10 protein-coding genes are annotated in these 18,461 nt (G+C 42.1%); 7 read left to right on the plus strand and 3 right to left on the minus strand.

Annotated elements, in window-relative coordinates; genetic code table 11:
* The first annotated feature begins 71 nt into the window (after window positions 1–71).
* The 6 genes from BLS35_RS23510 (at window position 72) to BLS35_RS23535 (ending at window position 11,525) form a co-directional block, all read left to right on the plus strand.
* Window positions 72–1,397, plus strand: a complete 1,326-nt coding sequence (locus tag BLS35_RS23510; RefSeq protein ID WP_090785955.1) for an IPT/TIG domain-containing protein — start codon at window positions 72–74, stop codon at window positions 1,395–1,397.
* 59 nt (window positions 1,398–1,456) lie between these two features.
* Window positions 1,457–4,552 (plus strand): SusC/RagA family TonB-linked outer membrane protein, encoded by a 3,096-nt coding sequence (locus BLS35_RS23515; RefSeq protein WP_090785957.1) that lies wholly within the window; start codon window positions 1,457–1,459, stop codon window positions 4,550–4,552.
* A 14-nt stretch (window positions 4,553–4,566) separates the two neighbouring features.
* Window positions 4,567–6,555, plus strand: a complete 1,989-nt coding sequence (locus BLS35_RS23520; protein WP_090785959.1) for a RagB/SusD family nutrient uptake outer membrane protein — start codon at window positions 4,567–4,569, stop codon at window positions 6,553–6,555.
* 32 nt (window positions 6,556–6,587) lie between these two features.
* Window positions 6,588–7,490: a BT_3044 domain-containing protein gene (locus tag BLS35_RS23525; RefSeq protein WP_090785961.1), complete on the plus strand. Its 903-nt coding sequence runs from the start codon at window positions 6,588–6,590 to the stop codon at window positions 7,488–7,490.
* 35 nt (window positions 7,491–7,525) lie between these two features.
* Window positions 7,526–10,648: a beta-galactosidase, LacZ type gene (locus tag BLS35_RS23530; protein WP_090785963.1), complete on the plus strand. Its 3,123-nt coding sequence runs from the start codon at window positions 7,526–7,528 to the stop codon at window positions 10,646–10,648.
* A 91-nt stretch (window positions 10,649–10,739) separates the two neighbouring features.
* On the plus strand, window positions 10,740–11,525 hold the full coding sequence (locus tag BLS35_RS23535) for a glycoside hydrolase family 16 protein (protein ID WP_254779080.1): 786 nt from the start codon (window positions 10,740–10,742) through the stop codon (window positions 11,523–11,525).
* Between the two features lie 67 nt (window positions 11,526–11,592).
* Here the strand turns inward: BLS35_RS23535 and BLS35_RS23540 are convergent, their stop codons facing one another.
* The 3 genes from BLS35_RS23540 to BLS35_RS23550 form a co-directional block, all read right to left on the minus strand.
* Window positions 11,593–12,723 carry an efflux RND transporter periplasmic adaptor subunit gene (locus BLS35_RS23540; protein ID WP_090785968.1) on the minus strand — a complete coding sequence of 377 codons (1,131 nt, stop codon included), beginning with the start codon at window positions 12,721–12,723 and terminating at the stop codon, window positions 11,593–11,595.
* 11 nt (window positions 12,724–12,734) lie between these two features.
* Window positions 12,735–17,084, minus strand: a complete 4,350-nt coding sequence (locus BLS35_RS23545) for a CusA/CzcA family heavy metal efflux RND transporter (protein ID WP_090785970.1) — start codon at window positions 17,082–17,084, stop codon at window positions 12,735–12,737.
* 98 nt (window positions 17,085–17,182) lie between these two features.
* On the minus strand, window positions 17,183–17,500 hold the full coding sequence (locus tag BLS35_RS23550; protein WP_090785973.1) for a hypothetical protein: 318 nt from the start codon (window positions 17,498–17,500) through the stop codon (window positions 17,183–17,185).
* Window positions 17,501–17,917: 417 nt separating this feature from the next.
* Here BLS35_RS23550 and BLS35_RS23555 point away from each other — a divergent pair, with 417 nt between their 5' ends.
* Window positions 17,918–18,457, plus strand: a complete 540-nt coding sequence (locus BLS35_RS23555) for a hypothetical protein (protein ID WP_090785976.1) — start codon at window positions 17,918–17,920, stop codon at window positions 18,455–18,457.
* The last annotated feature ends 4 nt before the right edge of the window (window positions 18,458–18,461 follow it).

Raw genomic sequence — 18,461 nt, forward strand, 5'->3', positions numbered from 1 at the left:
ATTTTACCATTATACCCCTCATAACAGCTTGCTGTTTGCAGTTAATTTGCATTCAAACCAAATATTTTAATATGAATAAAAATCTACTCCATCGATTTTACACGAGTTTTCCGGTTAAAATTGGCAGCGGGTCTGTTGTGTTGACATTTGTAGTTTTGTTGTTCCTTTTTGCTTGTAAAAAGAATAAGACTGAAGAAATCAACACATATGATCCAAATTTACCAGTCCAGCTAAATTCTTTTATGCCTGATTCAGGCGGTGTGCGGACTAAATTTATTATCAAGGGATCTAATTTCGGTTCAGATAAAACCAAGGTCAAGGTATATTTTATAGACAATGAAAAAGAACGCCCAGCAACTATAATTAGCTTAGACAATGAAACTATTTATTGTCTGGTGCCCAAACAAGCCGGCGGTAATAATAGCGTTAAAGTGGTTGTTGGGACAACTATCGGGGCGTCATCAAAGTTGTTTTTATATACCGTAGCCGAGAGTGTCTCCAATATTGTTGGGGTTTCCGGTGTCGCAGGTTCCGTTAACGGAAGTCTGGGAGATGGCAGGATCCAGCGGACTTTCGGTATAGCCGCACTGAACAATGATGAATTGATTTCTTTTGAAACGCTTTCCAGCTCGGTTAGGTACATCTCGGTTGCAGACAATAAAATCGCTACCCTTCAGACAGGATTTGACGGGACACAGCCTGCTTTGAACAAAGCAAGGAATAAAATGTACGCTATAGGCAGGACAGTTCCACACAAGGTTTATGCCTATGATAAAAATAGTTTATGGCAGCCACAGATTATAGCCGCCCAAATTCCTGGCTCTACAGGTGTGATTTTCGCCGCAGCACTAGACGATACAGAAGAATGGCTGTATTTCAGGGATAAAAATGGAGTATTTGGCCGCCTGGAAATTGCCAAACCCACCAATGTACAGATTTTAAATCCTGCCTGTGGCAATGTCGGCAATACAGACTATTGCTACATGATCTACAGTAAGATAGATGATTGTTTCTTTTTTACCGTGCAAAGCTTTAACGGCGTTTATAAAGTAAGTAAGGATGGAAAAACGGTAGAAGAATATGCCGGTTTCAACGGGCTCGGCAAACAGGATGCGCCTCGTCGAGAGGCTTCCTTTAACTCTCCGACTGGAATGGCAGTAGATAGTGAAGGCAATTTATATGTGCTGGACTCCAATACCAATCTGGTGAGGAAGATCAACAAAAGCTCCGGGTATGTATCTACCATTGCCGGAACGGCAGGTGTTTTTGGAGGTGCCAATGGCGCCCCAATGCTGTCCAGTTTCAACTACCCCTATTCGATACATCTGGATGACAGTGATAACATCTATATCGGGGAAAGCTGGGGCTGTACCATCCGAAAACTAGCTATTGAATAACCGCCGGTACGCATCAAAACTCCATTTTATTTAACAAGAGTAAAGCATAATTAAATTTTATGAAAAAAATATTATATCTGGTCCTGATCAGTTTATTTTCCTCGTATGCGGTGTCCTTTGCACAGGATAACGGTCAGATCAGCGTAGCAGGAACAGTTATGGACGAAAAAGGAAATGAACTTCCGGGCGTATCCATTATGGTAAAAGGCAATTCAAAGAAAGGAACTTCATCTAATACAGAAGGTAAATTCCGTATAGAGAACCTGGGGCAGAATAGTGTGCTCCTGTTCTCCTATATCGGTTTTGAAAACCTGGAGTACACCGTGGCAGGCTCAAAAGATAAGCTGAAAATTGTACTGAAGGAAAAATTAAATTCCTTCGATGAAGTGCAGGTAGTGGCCTATGGTACACAGCGTAAAGTCACGCAAACGGGCGCCATCAGTACCATTAATGTAAAAGACCTACAGGTTCCGGCAACTTCATTAAGCAATATGCTGGGTGGTCGTGTACCGGGCATCATTGCGGTAACCCGTAGTGGGGAACCAGGCAGCGACTTCTCAGAATTCTGGGTAAGGGGGATTAGCACTTTTGGTGCCAGCTCTTCCGCTCTCATCTTGATTGATGGGGTAGAAGGAAACCTGAACAATGTTGATCCTTCGGACATTGAGAGTTTTTCCATTTTGAAAGATGCTTCTGCTACGGCGGTGTATGGTGTCCGCGGCGCAAATGGAGTAGTGGTGATCACTACTAAAAGAGGTAAGGCGGGTAACATTAAGTTAAATTTCAGGGCCAACAGCACACTGAGCCATTCGGCCAGAATGCCGGAATATGCAGATGCATCGCTATATGCCGAACTCGCCAACGAAGCCCGTGTGGTAAGAGGATTGAACCCGGTATATAGCCCGGTGGAGATGGAGCTTTTTAAAACCGGTTTGGACCCAGATCTTTATCCGAACACCAACTGGAGAGACATTATGCTGAAGGATTATACGAGATATAGCCAGTATAACCTAAACATCTCAGGTGGGGGTACCAATGCCCGGTATTACATGAGTTTAGGTTACCTCAACAAAGAAGGTATTTTTAAACAGGATCCGGATGCCAATAAGTACGATGTCAATACGAATTACAAAAAATACAATTTCAGGGCCAATATTGATGTAGACTTAACTAAAACTACCAAAATGGCGCTGAACCTGGACAATGCCATCACATTGCAGAACTCGCCGGCATTTGGTACTGACAATAGGTTCCTCTGGACTTCCCAGGCCAATATTACCCCGGTGAGCACGCCATTGAGGTATTCCAATGGACAACTTGCCGGTTTCGGGAGTGGAGGAACATCGATGACCCCATATTCACTGTTAAATTATACTGGATTCCGGAAGACTAATGAAAATAATGTTAATGCAAAGCTGAGCCTCGAACAGGACCTGAAATTTGTGACAGAAGGCCTTACGGCACGTGGACTATTCTCCTGGACTTATTTCGGAAATAATGGGTCTACGCTCGTAAAAATTGGAGAGGAATCTTTTCTGGCTAGTGGCCGGGCAAATGACGGCTCGCTAGTCACCTCGAGAACGATTACAAGTCTTAGCGCCAACTATGCTCAAAGTTCATTGATCAAAAGACAGATGTATATGGAAGGACAGCTAAACTACAACCGCATGTTTAATTCCGTACACAATGTGACAGGGTTACTCCATGTCTACCGTCAGGAAGACATCACTTCGGATGTAGATGCCTATTCCGATCGTTATATGAGTATTATCCCGCTTCGTTACCAGGCGCTGTCTGGAAGGGCAACCTATTCCTTCAAAGATACCTATTTGCTGGAAGCAAATGTGGGTTATTCAGGATCTGAAAACTTCGAGCCGGGTGCGCAGTATGGCTTGTTTCCGGCGCTTTCTGCAGGTTGGATTCCTACCCAATACGACTGGATGAAGAGAAACGCAGCTTTTATCGATTACTTAAAAATCCGTGGTTCATGGGGTAAAGTCGGAAATGCTAAAATCACTAATAATGACAACAAGCTGGTCCGCTTTCCTTACCAGACCATCCTTAATGTCGAAGGGAATGACTGGGGAACTACCATTGCCGAATCCAAAGTCGGGACAAAAGGATTAAAATGGCAGACCTCCACTAAATATGATTTGGGGATCGATGCGAAACTATTTAACAACAAGATCGATTTTACGGTCGATGCCTTCCTGACCAAAGCCGATGACATCTATCAGCAAAGGCTGAGTATTCCTGATGAGGTAGGTGCACCGCAGGCGCCTTATCTCAATGTCGGATCCATGAAGAGCTGGGGACTTGATGGTAACCTGAGCTACAACCAGACGGTTACTAAAGACCTTTCCTTTACCCTGAAAGGTAATTTTACCTTCGCCAGAAATAAAGTGACCCACTGGGAGCAGACCGGCATCAATTTTCCTTACCAGTCCTTCACTAATGTTCCTTTTGGAGTACAAAGAGGCCTGATCGCCCTTGGTTTGTTTAAAGACCAGGCAGATATCGCCAACAGCCCAACACAAACTTTTACCAATAATTATATGCCGGGCGACATCAAGTACAGGGATGTTAACGGAGATGGAGTTGTGAATACGGATGATATTGTACCGCTCGATTATTCCAGTGTGCCGAGAGTTATCTATGGCTTCGCAACTTCCGTAAGCTGGAAAAAATGGTCCTTTAACGTGTTCTTTACCGGACAGGACCAGGTAAGTTATTTCCTTGGTGGATCGGGTTATTATCCTTTTCAAGGCGGCGCGACAGGCAATATTCTAAATATTGTAGGCAACCAGGGGAATCGCTGGACCCCGGCCTCTTACTCTGGTACAACGAGCACAGAGAACCCAAATGCCCGTTTTCCCAGACTTACTTACGGGGTGAATGAAAACAACAACCGCGCTTCTACTTTCTGGACGGCGGATGCTTCATTTCTGCGCCTCAAAAATGCGGAGATCGCTTACCGTTGGGATTCCACCTGGCTCAAACGTTATGGCATTTCTTCGGCTACCTTCAGCCTGGTAGGGGATAACCTGGCGGTATGGGATAAAGTAAAGCTCTGGGATCCTGAACAGGCATCCGATAATGGTGCCGTTTATCCGCTCCAAAGGATGTATACCCTGCAAATGTTTGTATCATTTTAATAACAACCAATCAGATGAACAAAAGACTTAAACTTATAATTGCCTTATTACTGGTATCGGGCATGATCAGTACCACCTTCAACGCATGTAAAAAAGACTACCTGAACGTGGATGAATATATCTATGATTTAACACATATCGACAGTGTTTTTGCAGACCAGGAAAAGCTGCTGACCTATATCAACGGGATTGCGTTGTACCTGCCGGATGAAGACCGGCTCTGGACTTCGGCCTGGTCGCCTTTTCAGGGGGCTACGGATGAAAATTTTACTTCCTGGAATGATTCCCGTCATGCGGCTATTAAATTTATGGTAGGGGAGATCACGCCATTTACCGCCAATTCCTATTACAATAACTATGCGAACTGGTACAAAGGAATCAACAAAGCAAATACCGTGATCAACCGCATCGATGAAGCCAAATCTTTATCGCTGACCACAAAGCGGCAGTTTCTGGGTGAAATGCATTTCTTTAAAGGTTATTTCATGTACCTGCTTGTTCAGCAATATGGCCCAGCGGTAATTCCAGACGATATCGTTCCGAGCCTGGATGCCGATGGCACAGCCATTTCCAAAGAACGCAGCAGTTATGACGATTGTGTGAAGTATATCGTTCAGAATATGGAGCAGGCTTACGACTATCTACCTGATACACAGGATGCTCTAAGTGACGTTTATCGTCCCACTAAAGGTGCGGCACTGGCCACCATGTCGCGGGTATTGCTGACAGCAGCCAGCCCGATGTTCAACGGCAACCAGTCTTATTCCGGATGGGTACGTAGCGATGGTAAACCTTTCATCTCTCAAATAAAAGACAACGCCAAATGGGGAGTTGCTGCGGCTGCAGCCAAACGAATTATGGAAACTGGTGTTTATGAGCTGTATACTTATCCGCTGAGTGCAGATACTGATCCCCTGGCTTATAATGTGCCTACTGCCAATTACCCTAATGGTGCTGGAGGTATTGACCCTTACCGTTCTTATAAATATACTTTTATAGGCGAGGTGCCAGCAAACAATAACCCGGAAATCATCTGGTGCACACGGTCGAACCCCACTGGCAATAATTCTCCTTTGTGGCTTTCTTCTCAGGCGTCGCTGAACGGCGGAAATGGGCTGAACATTACCCAGGACCTGGTAGATTCCTACAAAATGAAAGACGGATTTGACATCAATGCATCGAGTGCAATTTTTCCTTATCCCAATGCGGCTACGGTTTATCAGCCTATCGGCGCGACCAAAAACATCTCTGATGTGCAGCTGGTTTCCAACACAGCGAGAATGTACAACAACAGGGAGGCCCGTTTTTATGCAACCATTGGGTTTAACCATTCTTACTGGAAAGGAACTTCCTACACCGGATCGGGTGCCTTCAAGAACCTGGAAGTAACCTACTATTCCAATGGTTCCGCCGCGCCTACCGTTAATTTTCCAAATGATTACAACCATACCGGCTATACCTGTATCAAATACAACCATCATTTAGACAATATGCAGCAGACCGGCGCCATCATGAACAAGGTTTTTCCAATCTTCAGGTATGCAGAAGTATTGCTCAATTATGCGGAGGCGCTAAATGAACTGAACGGATCCTACACGGATGCTGTTACCGGGATTACGGTTATGCGCGACTTGTCACAGATCCAGGCTGCGGTGAACCGGATTAGATTCCGTGCAGGTTTGCCGGGACTGTCGCCCGCTGAACTGGCGAGCCAGGAAACCATTAGGAATGCAATCAAACTGGAACGTAAGGTAGAATTTGCCTTAGAAGGTCGTCGCTATCACGACCTGCGCAGATGGCTGGATGCACCGACTGCCTACAGTAAACCTGTTGTGGGCATGAACGTAAAGGCAACGAGTACTCAACGTGATCGCTTTTTTACCCGTACCACACTCAGCAACCCGTTAACCGTTCGGGTCTGGAGTTTCAAAAACTACTTCTGGCCGATCCCAAAAAACTCAATGGACAAAAACGCTAAGCTGGTACAGAACCCAAGCTGGTAACAACTAATCAATAAAAAGAACAAGAATTCATCATGATGAAGAACATAAAATTTACATCGTCTATGCTGGTAGCTTTGATTACGGTTATGACCAGCTGTTCGAAAGAAGAGAATCCGCTTGACAATGAGCAGTACATTAAGCAGGTCTTTATTGTCGGCGCAAATCAGTCCAACAACGAAGGGCTTTCCACTGTAAAATTACCCTACGGGAAGACGGCCGACGAAGAGCAGGTCGCTTATGTTGCTGTCGGCACGGGCGGAAGCAAAAGTATCGATAGAAACATAACTGTTACCCTTGCCGAGGCGGGAATAGAAATGGTCACCAGATACAACTATTTATATCGCTTTGGTACCGATATCCGCTACCAAATGTTGGCTCCCACGCTGTACGCCATTCCTCAGAAAAATGTGCAGGTCAACTCTGGTGATACTTATGGCACGCTACCAGTTTACGTCAAAACCGCAGGATTACACTGTGACTCACTTTATGCGGTTACCGTAAAAATTGCTTCCGTATCAGAACCGAATTACATTTCTATTCGCAAAATAGATACAGTGCTTATGCTTTCCTTTGCGCTCAGCAATGCCTACTCTGGCAGTTACCAGGCTCAGGGAAAATCCTATAAGTTCAATGCCGGACTAACAGATACTACTTCAGTAGGACTGATCAGAACAATGAAAGCCACTGATTACCGGACAGTTCGCTTCTATCACCTCACCACACCGGAATCTGTAGTAAATGCGGTCGAATCCGGAGTTAAAGTCCGAATTGAAGACAACAATACGTTGACAGTTACGCCCTGGGGAAGCCTGGCGATTACTGCCGGAGGCGGTACCTATAATCCTGCTACGAGGGTGTTCGATTTGTGGTATAATTATACTGTGGCTGGGGTTACACTGCAATTTAAAGGGAAGTTTACTCGAAGCGAAGGATAATTCTTTCAAATCGATTGGCATACAAGAGTATACGAATGAATCTAAAAAAAAATAGTGCAATATGGATAATTGCTGGTTGCCTTACATCGGCTAGTGCGCAAACCAACGATTGGGAAAATCCAAAAATGGTGGACCATGGAAAGGAAAAGCCACACGTCACCTTTGTCTCATTTGATCGTCAGCAAGATGCCCTTGCTGACGATTATACTAAATCTGCCAACTACAAATCACTCAATGGGCAGTGGAAGTTCAATTATGTAGACCAGCATAAGAACAGACCAACTGATTTTTACAAAACTAATGCAGATGATTCCGGCTGGGCAAATTTAGTAGTTCCTTCCAATTGGGAACTGAATGGTTTCGGTGTGCCGATTTACACCAATATCACTTACCCGCACCCCAAGAACCCGCCATTTATAGGTGCGGATAATCCAGTGGGTACCTACCGGAAAACATTTGCTATTCCTGAAAACTGGGAACAGAAGGAGGTATTGCTCCATTTCGGATCAATTTCCGGATGCGCCTTTATTTATGTGAACGGTAATAAAGTGGGGATGACCAAAGCATCCAAAACACCATCAGAATTTAACATCAGCAGTTATCTGAAGAAGGGACAAAACCTGCTTGCGGTACAGGTTTTTCGATGGCACGATGGTAGCTACCTGGAAGATCAGGATTTCTGGCGTTTGAGTGGGATAGAACGCGATGTATATCTTTACGCCTTGCCTAAACTTTCTGTCTGGGATTTTTTCTTCAAGGCAGATCTGGATGAACGATATATAGACGGACGTTTTAATGCGGCTATTGATGTGAGACAGTTTAAAGGTAATACGCTTAACCGTGGCAGTTTATCCTTGGTGCTGCTGGATAAATCAGGTAAGTCAGTTTTTAGCAAAACGGAGCATTTTAAGCTGAATTTGGACAGCATTCAGACGATTAATTTTAGTTCTTTAATTAAAAAACCACTTAAATGGACCGGAGAATCACCTAATTTATACGATTGTGTATTGACGCTGAAAGATGATGAGGGTAAAACTCTGGGTGTGGTAGCTTCTAAAGTGGGTTTTAGGAAAGTAGAAATAAAAAATGCAAGATTACTGGTGAACGGTGTTGCCATTTCGATTCATGGGGTTAACAGACATGAACATGATGACGTTACTGGGCACACCACCACTAGAGCGCTTATGTTAAAGGACATTAAATTAATGAAAGCGCTTAATGTGAACGCGGTGAGGCTTTCACATTACCCCAACGACCCGCTATGGTATAAATTGTGCGATCAGTATGGACTCTATCTTGTTGATGAGGCTAATATTGAATCACATGGCATGGGGGCCGAGTTTCAGGCCTGGTTCGATAAGGCTAAACATCCAGCTTATTTACCAGAATGGGCACCTGCACATATGGATCGAATAGTTAGGATGGTAGAGCGGGATAAAAATCATCCTTCGATTATCATCTGGTCATTGGGTAATGAATGTGGCAACGGCCCGGTATTCCATGATGGCTACAAATGGATAAAACAACGTGACAGTTCAAGGCCAGTCCAGTTTGAACAAGCGGGAGAAGACTGGAATACCGATATTGTTTGTCCAATGTATCCGAGTATTGCGAGTATGAAAAAATACGCAGCGGATACCACCAAGAAAAGGCCCTATATAATGTGCGAATATTCGCACGCTATGGGGAATAGCAATGGCAATTTTCAGGAATACTTTGAGATTATCAGGAATAGTAAAAATATGCAGGGTGGTTTTATATGGGATTGGGTAGATCAGGGTATTAAAGCAAAAGATGTGAACGGTAAACCTTTCTGGGCTTATGGGGGTGATCTTGGTGGTTTTTACTTGCAAAATGATGAAAACGGTGTTGCTGATGGAATTATCAGTTCCGACCGTATACCTGATCCAGGTGCCTATGAAGTTAAAAAAGTGTATCAAAATATCATATTTACAGCTATAGATCTCAATAATGGGCTGCTTGGTATTAGAAATAGCTTCGATTTTACCAATTTAAATCAGTACGATTTTAAGTGGGAACTGTTAAGAAATGGGGAGAAAATTAATGAAGGTAAGTTTAATGTAGCGCTTCAGCCACATCAGGGGAAGGAGGTAAGACTTAGTTTTCCTAAATACAAATCTGCTGCGGGTATGGAATATTTCTTAAATATCTATACGATTACAAAGACTAAAACCGAAATGTTACCAGCTGGTTTTGAAATCGCTGGGGAACAGTTTAAGTATGGAGGTGATTATTTTACGAAGGAAAATCCCAATGAAAGTAAATTGGTCTTTTCTAAAGATGATAAAAAGATCCGTTTTACAGCAGGAAAGGTAAATGGAGAATTTGATCTTAAAGCGGGGGTATTTAGTAGATATAATATGGGAAACAGTTGGTTCAACAATTTTCCGGAGCCGTATTTTTGGAGGGCACCTACTGATAATGATTTTGGAAATGGAATGCCATCAAAACTAGGGGTATGGCGTTCTGCACATCAGCAAAAACAATTAAAAAGTGTAAGCATTGGGCAGCAAAATGCAGATGGCTTAGCAATTGAGGTTATCTGGCAACTTTCAAATGTTGGGGTTCCTTATCGGGTTATTTATCTCATCCAAAATGATGGAGCCATACGGATTACAGCCAGTATAGATATGGCAGGGAGGGATTTACCTGAGCTGCCACGTTTTGGAATGCGTACTACGCTGGCAGGTTCTCATAATATTTTAAATTATTATGGTCGTGGACCTTATGAAAATTACACAGATCGTAATCTGGGGTCATTTATCGGTGTGTACAACGACAAAGTTGAAAACCAATATTATAAAGGATACATCCGTCCACAGGAAAGTGGGAATAAAACGGATGTCCGTTGGCTGACATTAACGGATAGCAAGGGACGGGGGATTAAAATTGAAGGGCTGCAGCCAATCGCTTTCACAGCGATCAATCACAGTACAGAAGATCTTGATCCTGGACTAACCAAGAAGCAGCAGCATCCAACAGATTTGCCTCCACGAAATCAGGTTTTTCTTAACATAGACCTGAAACAACGCGGAGTTGGTGGAGATGACAGCTGGGGCGCATACCCGCATCGTCAATATCTTTTACTAGATAAAAAGTACAGTTATAGTTATACCATTAGTTTACTAGATAAATAAGCACACTCCTTTTATGAGATACTTATGTAAAATCTTATGTATTCTTCTTCCGGTCTTTATCATGTGTATAACTGGATACGCTCAGAACGATATGGATCAACAAGTTCATTCTTATCTTAAAGAAGGGTATAAACTGGTTTGGGCGGATGAGTTTAATGAAAATGGGCCCAATCCTGCCAACTGGAAGTATGAAAAGGGATTTGTACGGAATAAAGAAAAGCAATGGTACCAGGAAGACAACGCCTGGTGTGAAAATGGTTTGCTAATCATCGAAGCCAGGAAAGAAAATAAGCTAAATCCTTCATATAAAATGGAGAGCGATCAATGGCGGAGTAGCCGGAAAAATATTGAATATACATCTTCTAGCATCAATACCGCTGGGATGCATACCTGGCAATACGGTCGTTTTGTGATGAGGGCTAAAATAGATGTAAGCGCAGGGCTATGGCCGGCATGGTGGACATTGGGTAAAAAAGGTGAATGGCCTTCAAATGGAGAGATTGACATTATGGAGTATTATAAAGGAAAGATTCTGGCCAATATCGCTATAGGTACGCGTAAGCGGTATACGGCAGAATGGCACAGCAGAACAAAGTCCGTTGAGGAATTAGGAGGCAAGGAATGGGCCTCCGTATTCCATATCTGGCGCATGGATTGGACAGAAAAAGATATTGCATTATATGTAGATGACGAGCTGCTTATTAAAGTGAATATGGATAAACTTCACAATAAGGATGAGAAGGGTATAAATCCTTTTAAACAGCCACACTATATGCTTTTAAATTTGGCTATTGGCGGAATAAACGGTGGCGAACCTCATGATGCTAAATTTCCTAAACGTTTTGAAATCGATTATGTTCGCGTTTATCAGAAATAGATGGTCAAAGGCATGGGCTACATCGAATACGATGGTGCCCATGCCGATTATCAATTTAAACCAAATCTTATTCTTCTTTATTTTTCATCATCATCAATAAGGAATAAGCTCCTTTTAACACAAAATCTTGATTTTCAAGGCCGCTATTATTTGCGAATAGGATGGCGGTATAACCACCTTCGTTTTCGCCTGTTTTCAACTCGACCATTTCGAATGTCCTGTTGCCTTTATTGATAAAAGCGAAATTCTTGCCCTCGTATTGTACAATGGCTTCGGTCGGAAGTACGGTGGCCATTGCATTTTTTACCTCCACATCAGCATTCATGTAGGTGCCCGGAATGAGCAGCTTGTCATAGCTTTCAAAATGACAATGTACATCGGTATTCCTGTCATCAGATAAGTCCTTCCCAATCATTAGAATTGTACATTTGTGTTTCTTTTCCGGTTCATTGTTCGTATATGAAAATAGCTGCTGACCAACATAAAGTTTATCCAAATCACGTTCAAATACTTTCAGCGCCAAATGGATATCAGAAGGATCAACCAATTCAAATAATACCTCGGTTGGTGTGACATACTTCCCGATATTGACATTTACCTTCGACACATAGCCACTAATTGGCGCATAAATGTTTACACTTTTGATGATTTTAGTTTCACTGATGTTGTTCACATTGATTCCCGCCATGGATAGTTTTTCCTTTAAAGCAGAGATCAGGACGAGCTGACTTCTATAATCTGCCTCCGACTGTTGATAGACCTTGTCACTGCTGGCCTGACTATGATTCAAGTCCTTTTGTCTTTTATATTCATTTTCTAAATATTTGATCTTTGACTTTGCTGTAAGGTAATCTTGTTGTAACTGGATGTATTGCTGATCCTCTACAGTGCCAATTACCTGGCCTTTTTTAATGTGCATACCCGGCAATAGGTTGGTGGATTTTAAATATCCACCTAAAGGCACACTGATTGATACCATATTTTGAGGTGGAACGTCTATTTTTCCATTGAGCTTTAAGGTCGTGTAAATTTGCTTCCGTTCCACTTTGCCGGTGGTAATGGCTGCATTTTTGAATTGCGCAGCTGTTAGGTTCACAGTGTTCGAATCGATCGCCACATCTTCAGGTGTAGTATTGTTTTGCTGTCCACAGCCGGATAGTAATATAAGTATTGTGGACAAGTAGGTAAGGAGTCTCATGATTGATGAAATTAAGGATGAGTTAGATAATTAAGTAGCACCAGTGTTTCGTTAAGGTTTTTAACAGCTTCCAGATAATCGCTTTTTACAGCAATGGCCTGGTTTACCAGTTGCACCCATTCCAGGTAGTTGATATTTCCATTGTTGAGTTGTAGATTTGCTGTTTTAGTAATCAAATCAGCGTTCTTCAATGATTTCGTTTCGAAATATGCTACAGTTTGCTGGTTTTTTCGATACTGTACCAGTGCAGATTGGTAGGTCTCGGATAGTTTTTGTAAACGGAGGTTATAGTCACTTTCTGCCAGTTGCATATTGATTTTGGCACTGTTGATTTTGGCTTTTAGATGCCCGGTGAAAACCGGAATGCCTATGCCCAACTGTACAGAACTAAATCGGTTTGAAGCGCTATAGAACTTTTCATCGGCACCGATACCTTGGATGCTGCCGTTGTTATATCCCAATGACAATTCTGGAAGTAGCTTGCTTTTTTCGACGGCGATAGCGGCTTTGGCAATTTGTTGTTCCTGCAAAGCAACTTTAATTTCCGGATGCGCTTCAGGGTCAAAATGATTCAGTTCAGGGCCTGCTATCGGGTTGATTTCAGCCTTTGGTTTAAAAGTACCCGTTGAATTGAGCAATACTTGAAACTGAAGTTGTGAAATTTCTTCATCGGATTCTACTTGTCTCAATTGCAACTTAATTTGTGCCAATAAGGTTTCCGCACTTGCTTTTTCAAGGATATTACTTTCTCCCTTTAAAAAGCGGAGTTCAGCCTTTTTGTAAAATGCTGTATAAAGACTATCAGATTGCAACAGCAGATTCTTTTTTTGTTGCAGGTAAACCATCATATAGAATACTCCGCTCACTTCCTTCTTTAAGTTCGCCTCTGTGAATGCTACGCCAAACACACTGCTCTTCCAGTCTTCACGCAACAATTTACTTTGCCTTGCGTAAACAGTCGGAAAGCTGAAGGATTGGTTGATTCCAAATTTCGTATCAGTGTAGCTGCTGTTGATCTGTCCGGCTTCAGCAAAAATATTTGTTTGAGGAATGTTTGCAGCAGTGCTGATTAATGCTTGCCGGTACTGCGCCCTTAGCTTTTCATTTTTTACCTTCAGATTGTTTTTTACTGCTGTGTCTATCGCAGCTTGTAGGATGATTGGTGTTTGGGCCTGAGCAGTAGTACTTATTCCGATGAATAGTAGGAGGACTGCCCCTGTAATAGCCGGTTTCTTTATAACGGTTTTGAAGCCTGTTTCAAACATGATGTATAGTGTTGGTAAAACAAATAGGGTAAGGAAGGTTGCAATCAGTAAGCCCCCAATAACCACAGTGGCCAGCGGCCTTTGAACTTCTGCACCTGCTCCATTGCTCAGTGCCATAGGTAAAAAACCTAGTGAAGCCACAAAGGCAGTCATCAATACAGGCCTTAACCTCACTTTGGTACCCATCAACACAATGCGCCTAAGGTCTTTGATTCCTTCCTGCTTAAGCTGGTTAAATTCTGAAATCAGTACAATACCATTTAATACCGCTACACCAAAGAGTGCAATAAAACCTACACCAGCGCTAATGCTAAATGGCATTCCTCTAAAGGCTAGAAATAAGATGCCGCCAATGGCAGATAGTGGAATTGCCGAATAAATCAGTAAGCCTTGTTTCAGCGAATTGAAAGCAAAATAAAGCAGTAAAAAGATGAGAAATAAGGAGACAGGGACCGCTATCATTAAACGATTCTTTGCTGCATTTAAGTTTTCAAAGGCACCTCCATAGCTTATGTAATAGCCGGTGGGTAACTTCATCTGCTGATTTACCTTTTGCTGAAGTTCCTTAACGATTGTTTGAACATCCCTACCTCTGACATTAAAGCCGGCAACAATTCTTCTTTTTGCATCTTCCCGCTGTATTTGATTGGGACCATCTTTGATCTGCACATCTGCCAATTGATATAAGGCAACCTGCGTACCCTTAGGTGTTGGGATCAATAGATTTTGAATATCCTTGAGGTCTTTTTTTTCCGATCCGCTAATTTTGACCACAATCTCAAAACGTTTTTCACCCTCAAACAGCATTCCGGTACTTTGTCCTGCCAAGGCCGTGTTCACAATTTTATTCACATCTTCGATATTTAACTCATATTGGGCCAGCGTATTGCGGTTGTAATCGATGATGATCTGGGGCATACCGACTACTGTTTCTACATAAAGGTTTTTTGCGCCATCGACAGTGTTGATGATTTTGCCGAGCTGATTGGCATAATGGGATAGGGTATCCAGGTCTTCACCAAATATTTTGCAGACCACATCCTGCCTGGCACCCGTCATTAGCTCATTAAATCTCATCTGAACAGGAAACTGAAATCCGGCAGTAATTCCCGGTACATCCTGTAAGGCTTTTCCCATTTTTTCCGACAGTTCATTAAAGGTTTTTGCAGAAGTCCATTCCTTTTTGGGTTTCAGGATTACCATCATATCACTTGCCTCCATGGGCATAGGATCTGTTGGCACTTCGCCACTTCCTATTTTGGTGACTACTTTTTCTACTTCCGGAAATTGATCTTTTAAGATTTTGGCTGCTTTCTGTGTATTCGCGATCGTAGTTGTAATGCTACTTCCCGGCAATACCCTGGTATCAACAGCAAAATCACCTTCCTCCAAAGCGGGAATAAACTCTCCACCAAGAGTGCTTAGCAGAAATATAGATAAGATAAATAAAGCACCAACACCGAGCATCACCATCTTTGGAAAGTTGATGATGTAGTTGAGTGCAGCCTGATAGTTTTGCGCTATGGAGGCCATGATCCGATCAGATACATTAGGACTGTGTTTTGTTTTTTTGCTTAGAAAAACCGCACTCATCATCGGAATGTAGGTGAGTGAAAGTATAAAAGCACCCAATAGTGCAAAGGCAACAGTTTGTGCCATTGGCTTAAACATTTTTCCTTCGATCCCCTGAAGTGTGAATATTGGTAAGTAAACCACCAGGATAATGATTTGTCCGAATACCGCGCTGTTCATCATTTTACTGGCAGAGGCATTTACCTCAATATCCATCTCTTTTTGATTTAACAGATCATTCGCTCTGCTGTGTTTGCCATGACTCAGCCGGTGCATTACTGCCTCAACGATGATCACTGCTCCATCTACAATCAGGCCGAAATCCAGTGCCCCCAAACTCATCAGATTACCACTAACCCCAAAAAGATTCATCATGATGATGGCAAATAACATGGCCAGAGGAATAACCGAGGCAACTAAAATTCCGGCCCTGAAATTACCTAAGAATAAGACCAGTACGAAGACCACAATGAGTGCACCCTCAAGTAGGTTTTTAGTCACCGTGCCAATGGCGTTGTCAACCATCTTGGTGCGGTCTAAAAAAGGCTCTATGACCACTCCTTCAGGTAGGGTTTTCTGGATCTGTGCGATGCGCTCTTTAACATTTTTGATCACATCGCTGCTGTTTGCTCCCTTTAGCATCATCACTACGGCTCCTGCAACTTCGCCCTCGTCATTGTAGCACATAGCTCCATAGCGCGTAGCATAACCTGTTTTAATTTCAGCAATGTCTTTAATGAAGAGTGGACCACCTCCAGCAGTAGTTTTGATCAATGTATTTTCAATATCGGCCGTACTTTTAAAAAGTCCCTGACTCCTGATATACAAAACGGTTGGTCCTTTTTCAATGTAGGCGCCACCGGTATTTTGGTTGTTCTTTTCAAGCGCATTGAAGACATCCGTGATGCTGATGCCATGCGAGGATAATTCATTTGGCTTGACTTCAATAGAATACTGTTTGAGTTTACCACCGAAGCTACTGACCTCTGCAATTCCTTTTACGCCGAGTAATTGCCGGCGAACAATCCAGTCTTGTATGGTACGTAAATCTGTTTCATTGTATTTGCCCGCATACCCTGGTTTGGGTTTTACTACGTACTGGTAGATTTCACCCAGGCCAGTGCTGACGGGGCCAAGTTCAGGAACTCCAATACCTGGAGGGATTTGTGATTGTACTTGTTGTAAACGTTCGGCAACTTGCTGACGGGCCCAGTAGATATCGGTAGCATCGTCAAAAACTATAGTGACCAGTGATAAACCAAACCTTGAAAAGCTCCGAATCTCCTTAAGACCAGATATATTGCTATTGGCCTGTTCAATAGGGTAGGTTACCAGGCGTTCAATATCTGTTGCACCAAATGAAGGCGCAATGGTAATCACCTGTACCTGGTTGTCGGTGATGTCTGGAACAGCATCAATGGGCAGTTTAGTCACTTCGTAGCTGCCGTATCCGATCAGGGCGAGCATAAAAAGCGCAATGATGAGCTTATTCCTAATGGAAAAGGCAATAATGTTATTCAGCATAACTTAAAAAATCAAGAAAATTAGTAAATAGGATATGCAGCAAAGCTTCCCTCAGGGACGCGTCACAGGACATAAATCATTAATAAATTGAAAACTAATTAACAGGATTTTGGTGGTTGCCAAATGCCTGGCATAAAATCAGATGGAATAAAATAATCGTCCGAAATGTAGATTTTTGACGAGGTGATTTGCAAAGAATTGAGGTGGAAGGATACTGTAGAATCTGGAATAAAAGCTAGTGTAATTGGTGCCGAAAAATTGTTCGATGCTTTAAATGGTAACTGCATGTCTCTTTCATGATCAATGTCTTTTGCATTGTCATTAACATAATGCATGGTCAGAAAGTCAAAAAATGAGATGTTTGGACTTAGTATTTTATGCTCTGCATAATGGTCAAAGAAAATCGGTAGTTTCATCAATTGATAAACCTCATTTGTAGAAAACAAATGAATAGTGAGAAACAATATTGCGGCTAACTTTTTCAATGTAGCCTAAAGGTAATTAGAATTTTGTACATATTTACAATATAGTTCCAGATGAGTTCTTATTCCTGTTACCGATTGAAACCTTTTCTTCTGTTAACGCCGCCTTGTTGATATATGTATTTGACTTCTCTAGTAAATCTTTCTTTTACTTGTGTACTTATAGCTTCATTTATAACTTCACTTATAGCTTCACTTATAGCTTCATCATTGATTTCCGGTATAACTCAGTTGTGGTAGTTGCAATTCCTCCTACTGGGATGACTGTTCGGAATAGTTTATCTTATATGAATTGAAATTATGGAAATCAAAAGAAATTGAATCCCATTAAAGGACATAAAATACCCCCTGATGAATAAAAGATTATTTCTTGTTGCTCTTTACGCTATTCTTTTTTTTTCCTGTAGTAAAAAAGCATCCGTAGACTCCGTTTACGACCAAATTGTTGATATGATAAAATCAGGCTTCAGTAAAAAGGATCATGTAAAAATTGAGATAGTAAGCGGTCATAGAACAATGTTTGGTAAAGCGGTCGTAGCTATCACTAAATCACAGGATCAATGCCAGGTTCAATACTTTAGTACCCGTAACGATATCATCCTCGCGCCAGGTCAAGATATTTTAAATGCAGACTACCCAATTCATTTAGATACAACTTATCAGGTGTCTGCAAAACAGTTAATAAAAAATCTAATTGCAGAGAAAAAAACAGAGCTCACACGCCCTGTAGCCTTCCAAATTAAGTTTCATATCAGGGTAATTAAAAACTTGGATACAGTCAATTTCACTTCCAAGGATGTGACGGGATTACGCGCTATTTTCAGAAAAAATAGGTTAAACACAGGTGCCACAATAAATTATAATAATATTGATAACCAGAATATTGAGTAATTAT

Source organism: Pedobacter sp. ok626, assembly GCF_900100435.1.
Classification (GTDB): Bacteria; Bacteroidota; Bacteroidia; order Sphingobacteriales; family Sphingobacteriaceae; genus Pedobacter.

What these genes read in the sequence shown, in the direction of transcription:
- BLS35_RS23510 (WP_090785955.1), top strand. Translation starts at nt 72, where the DNA reads ATGAATAAAAATCTACTCCATCGATTTTACACGAGTTTTCCGGTTAAA.
- BLS35_RS23515 (WP_090785957.1), top strand. Translation starts at nt 1,457, where the DNA reads ATGAAAAAAATATTATATCTGGTCCTGATCAGTTTATTTTCCTCGTAT.
- BLS35_RS23520 (WP_090785959.1), top strand. Translation starts at nt 4,567, where the DNA reads ATGAACAAAAGACTTAAACTTATAATTGCCTTATTACTGGTATCGGGC.
- BLS35_RS23525 (WP_090785961.1), top strand. Translation starts at nt 6,588, where the DNA reads ATGATGAAGAACATAAAATTTACATCGTCTATGCTGGTAGCTTTGATT.
- BLS35_RS23530 (WP_090785963.1), top strand. Translation starts at nt 7,526, where the DNA reads ATGAATCTAAAAAAAAATAGTGCAATATGGATAATTGCTGGTTGCCTT.
- BLS35_RS23535 (WP_254779080.1), top strand. Translation starts at nt 10,740, where the DNA reads ATGGATCAACAAGTTCATTCTTATCTTAAAGAAGGGTATAAACTGGTT.
- BLS35_RS23540 (WP_090785968.1), bottom strand. Translation starts at nt 12,723, where the DNA reads ATGAGACTCCTTACCTACTTGTCCACAATACTTATATTACTATCCGGC.
- BLS35_RS23545 (WP_090785970.1), bottom strand. Translation starts at nt 17,084, where the DNA reads ATGCTGAATAACATTATTGCCTTTTCCATTAGGAATAAGCTCATCATT.
- BLS35_RS23550 (WP_090785973.1), bottom strand. Translation starts at nt 17,500, where the DNA reads ATGAAACTACCGATTTTCTTTGACCATTATGCAGAGCATAAAATACTA.
- BLS35_RS23555 (WP_090785976.1), top strand. Translation starts at nt 17,918, where the DNA reads ATGAATAAAAGATTATTTCTTGTTGCTCTTTACGCTATTCTTTTTTTT.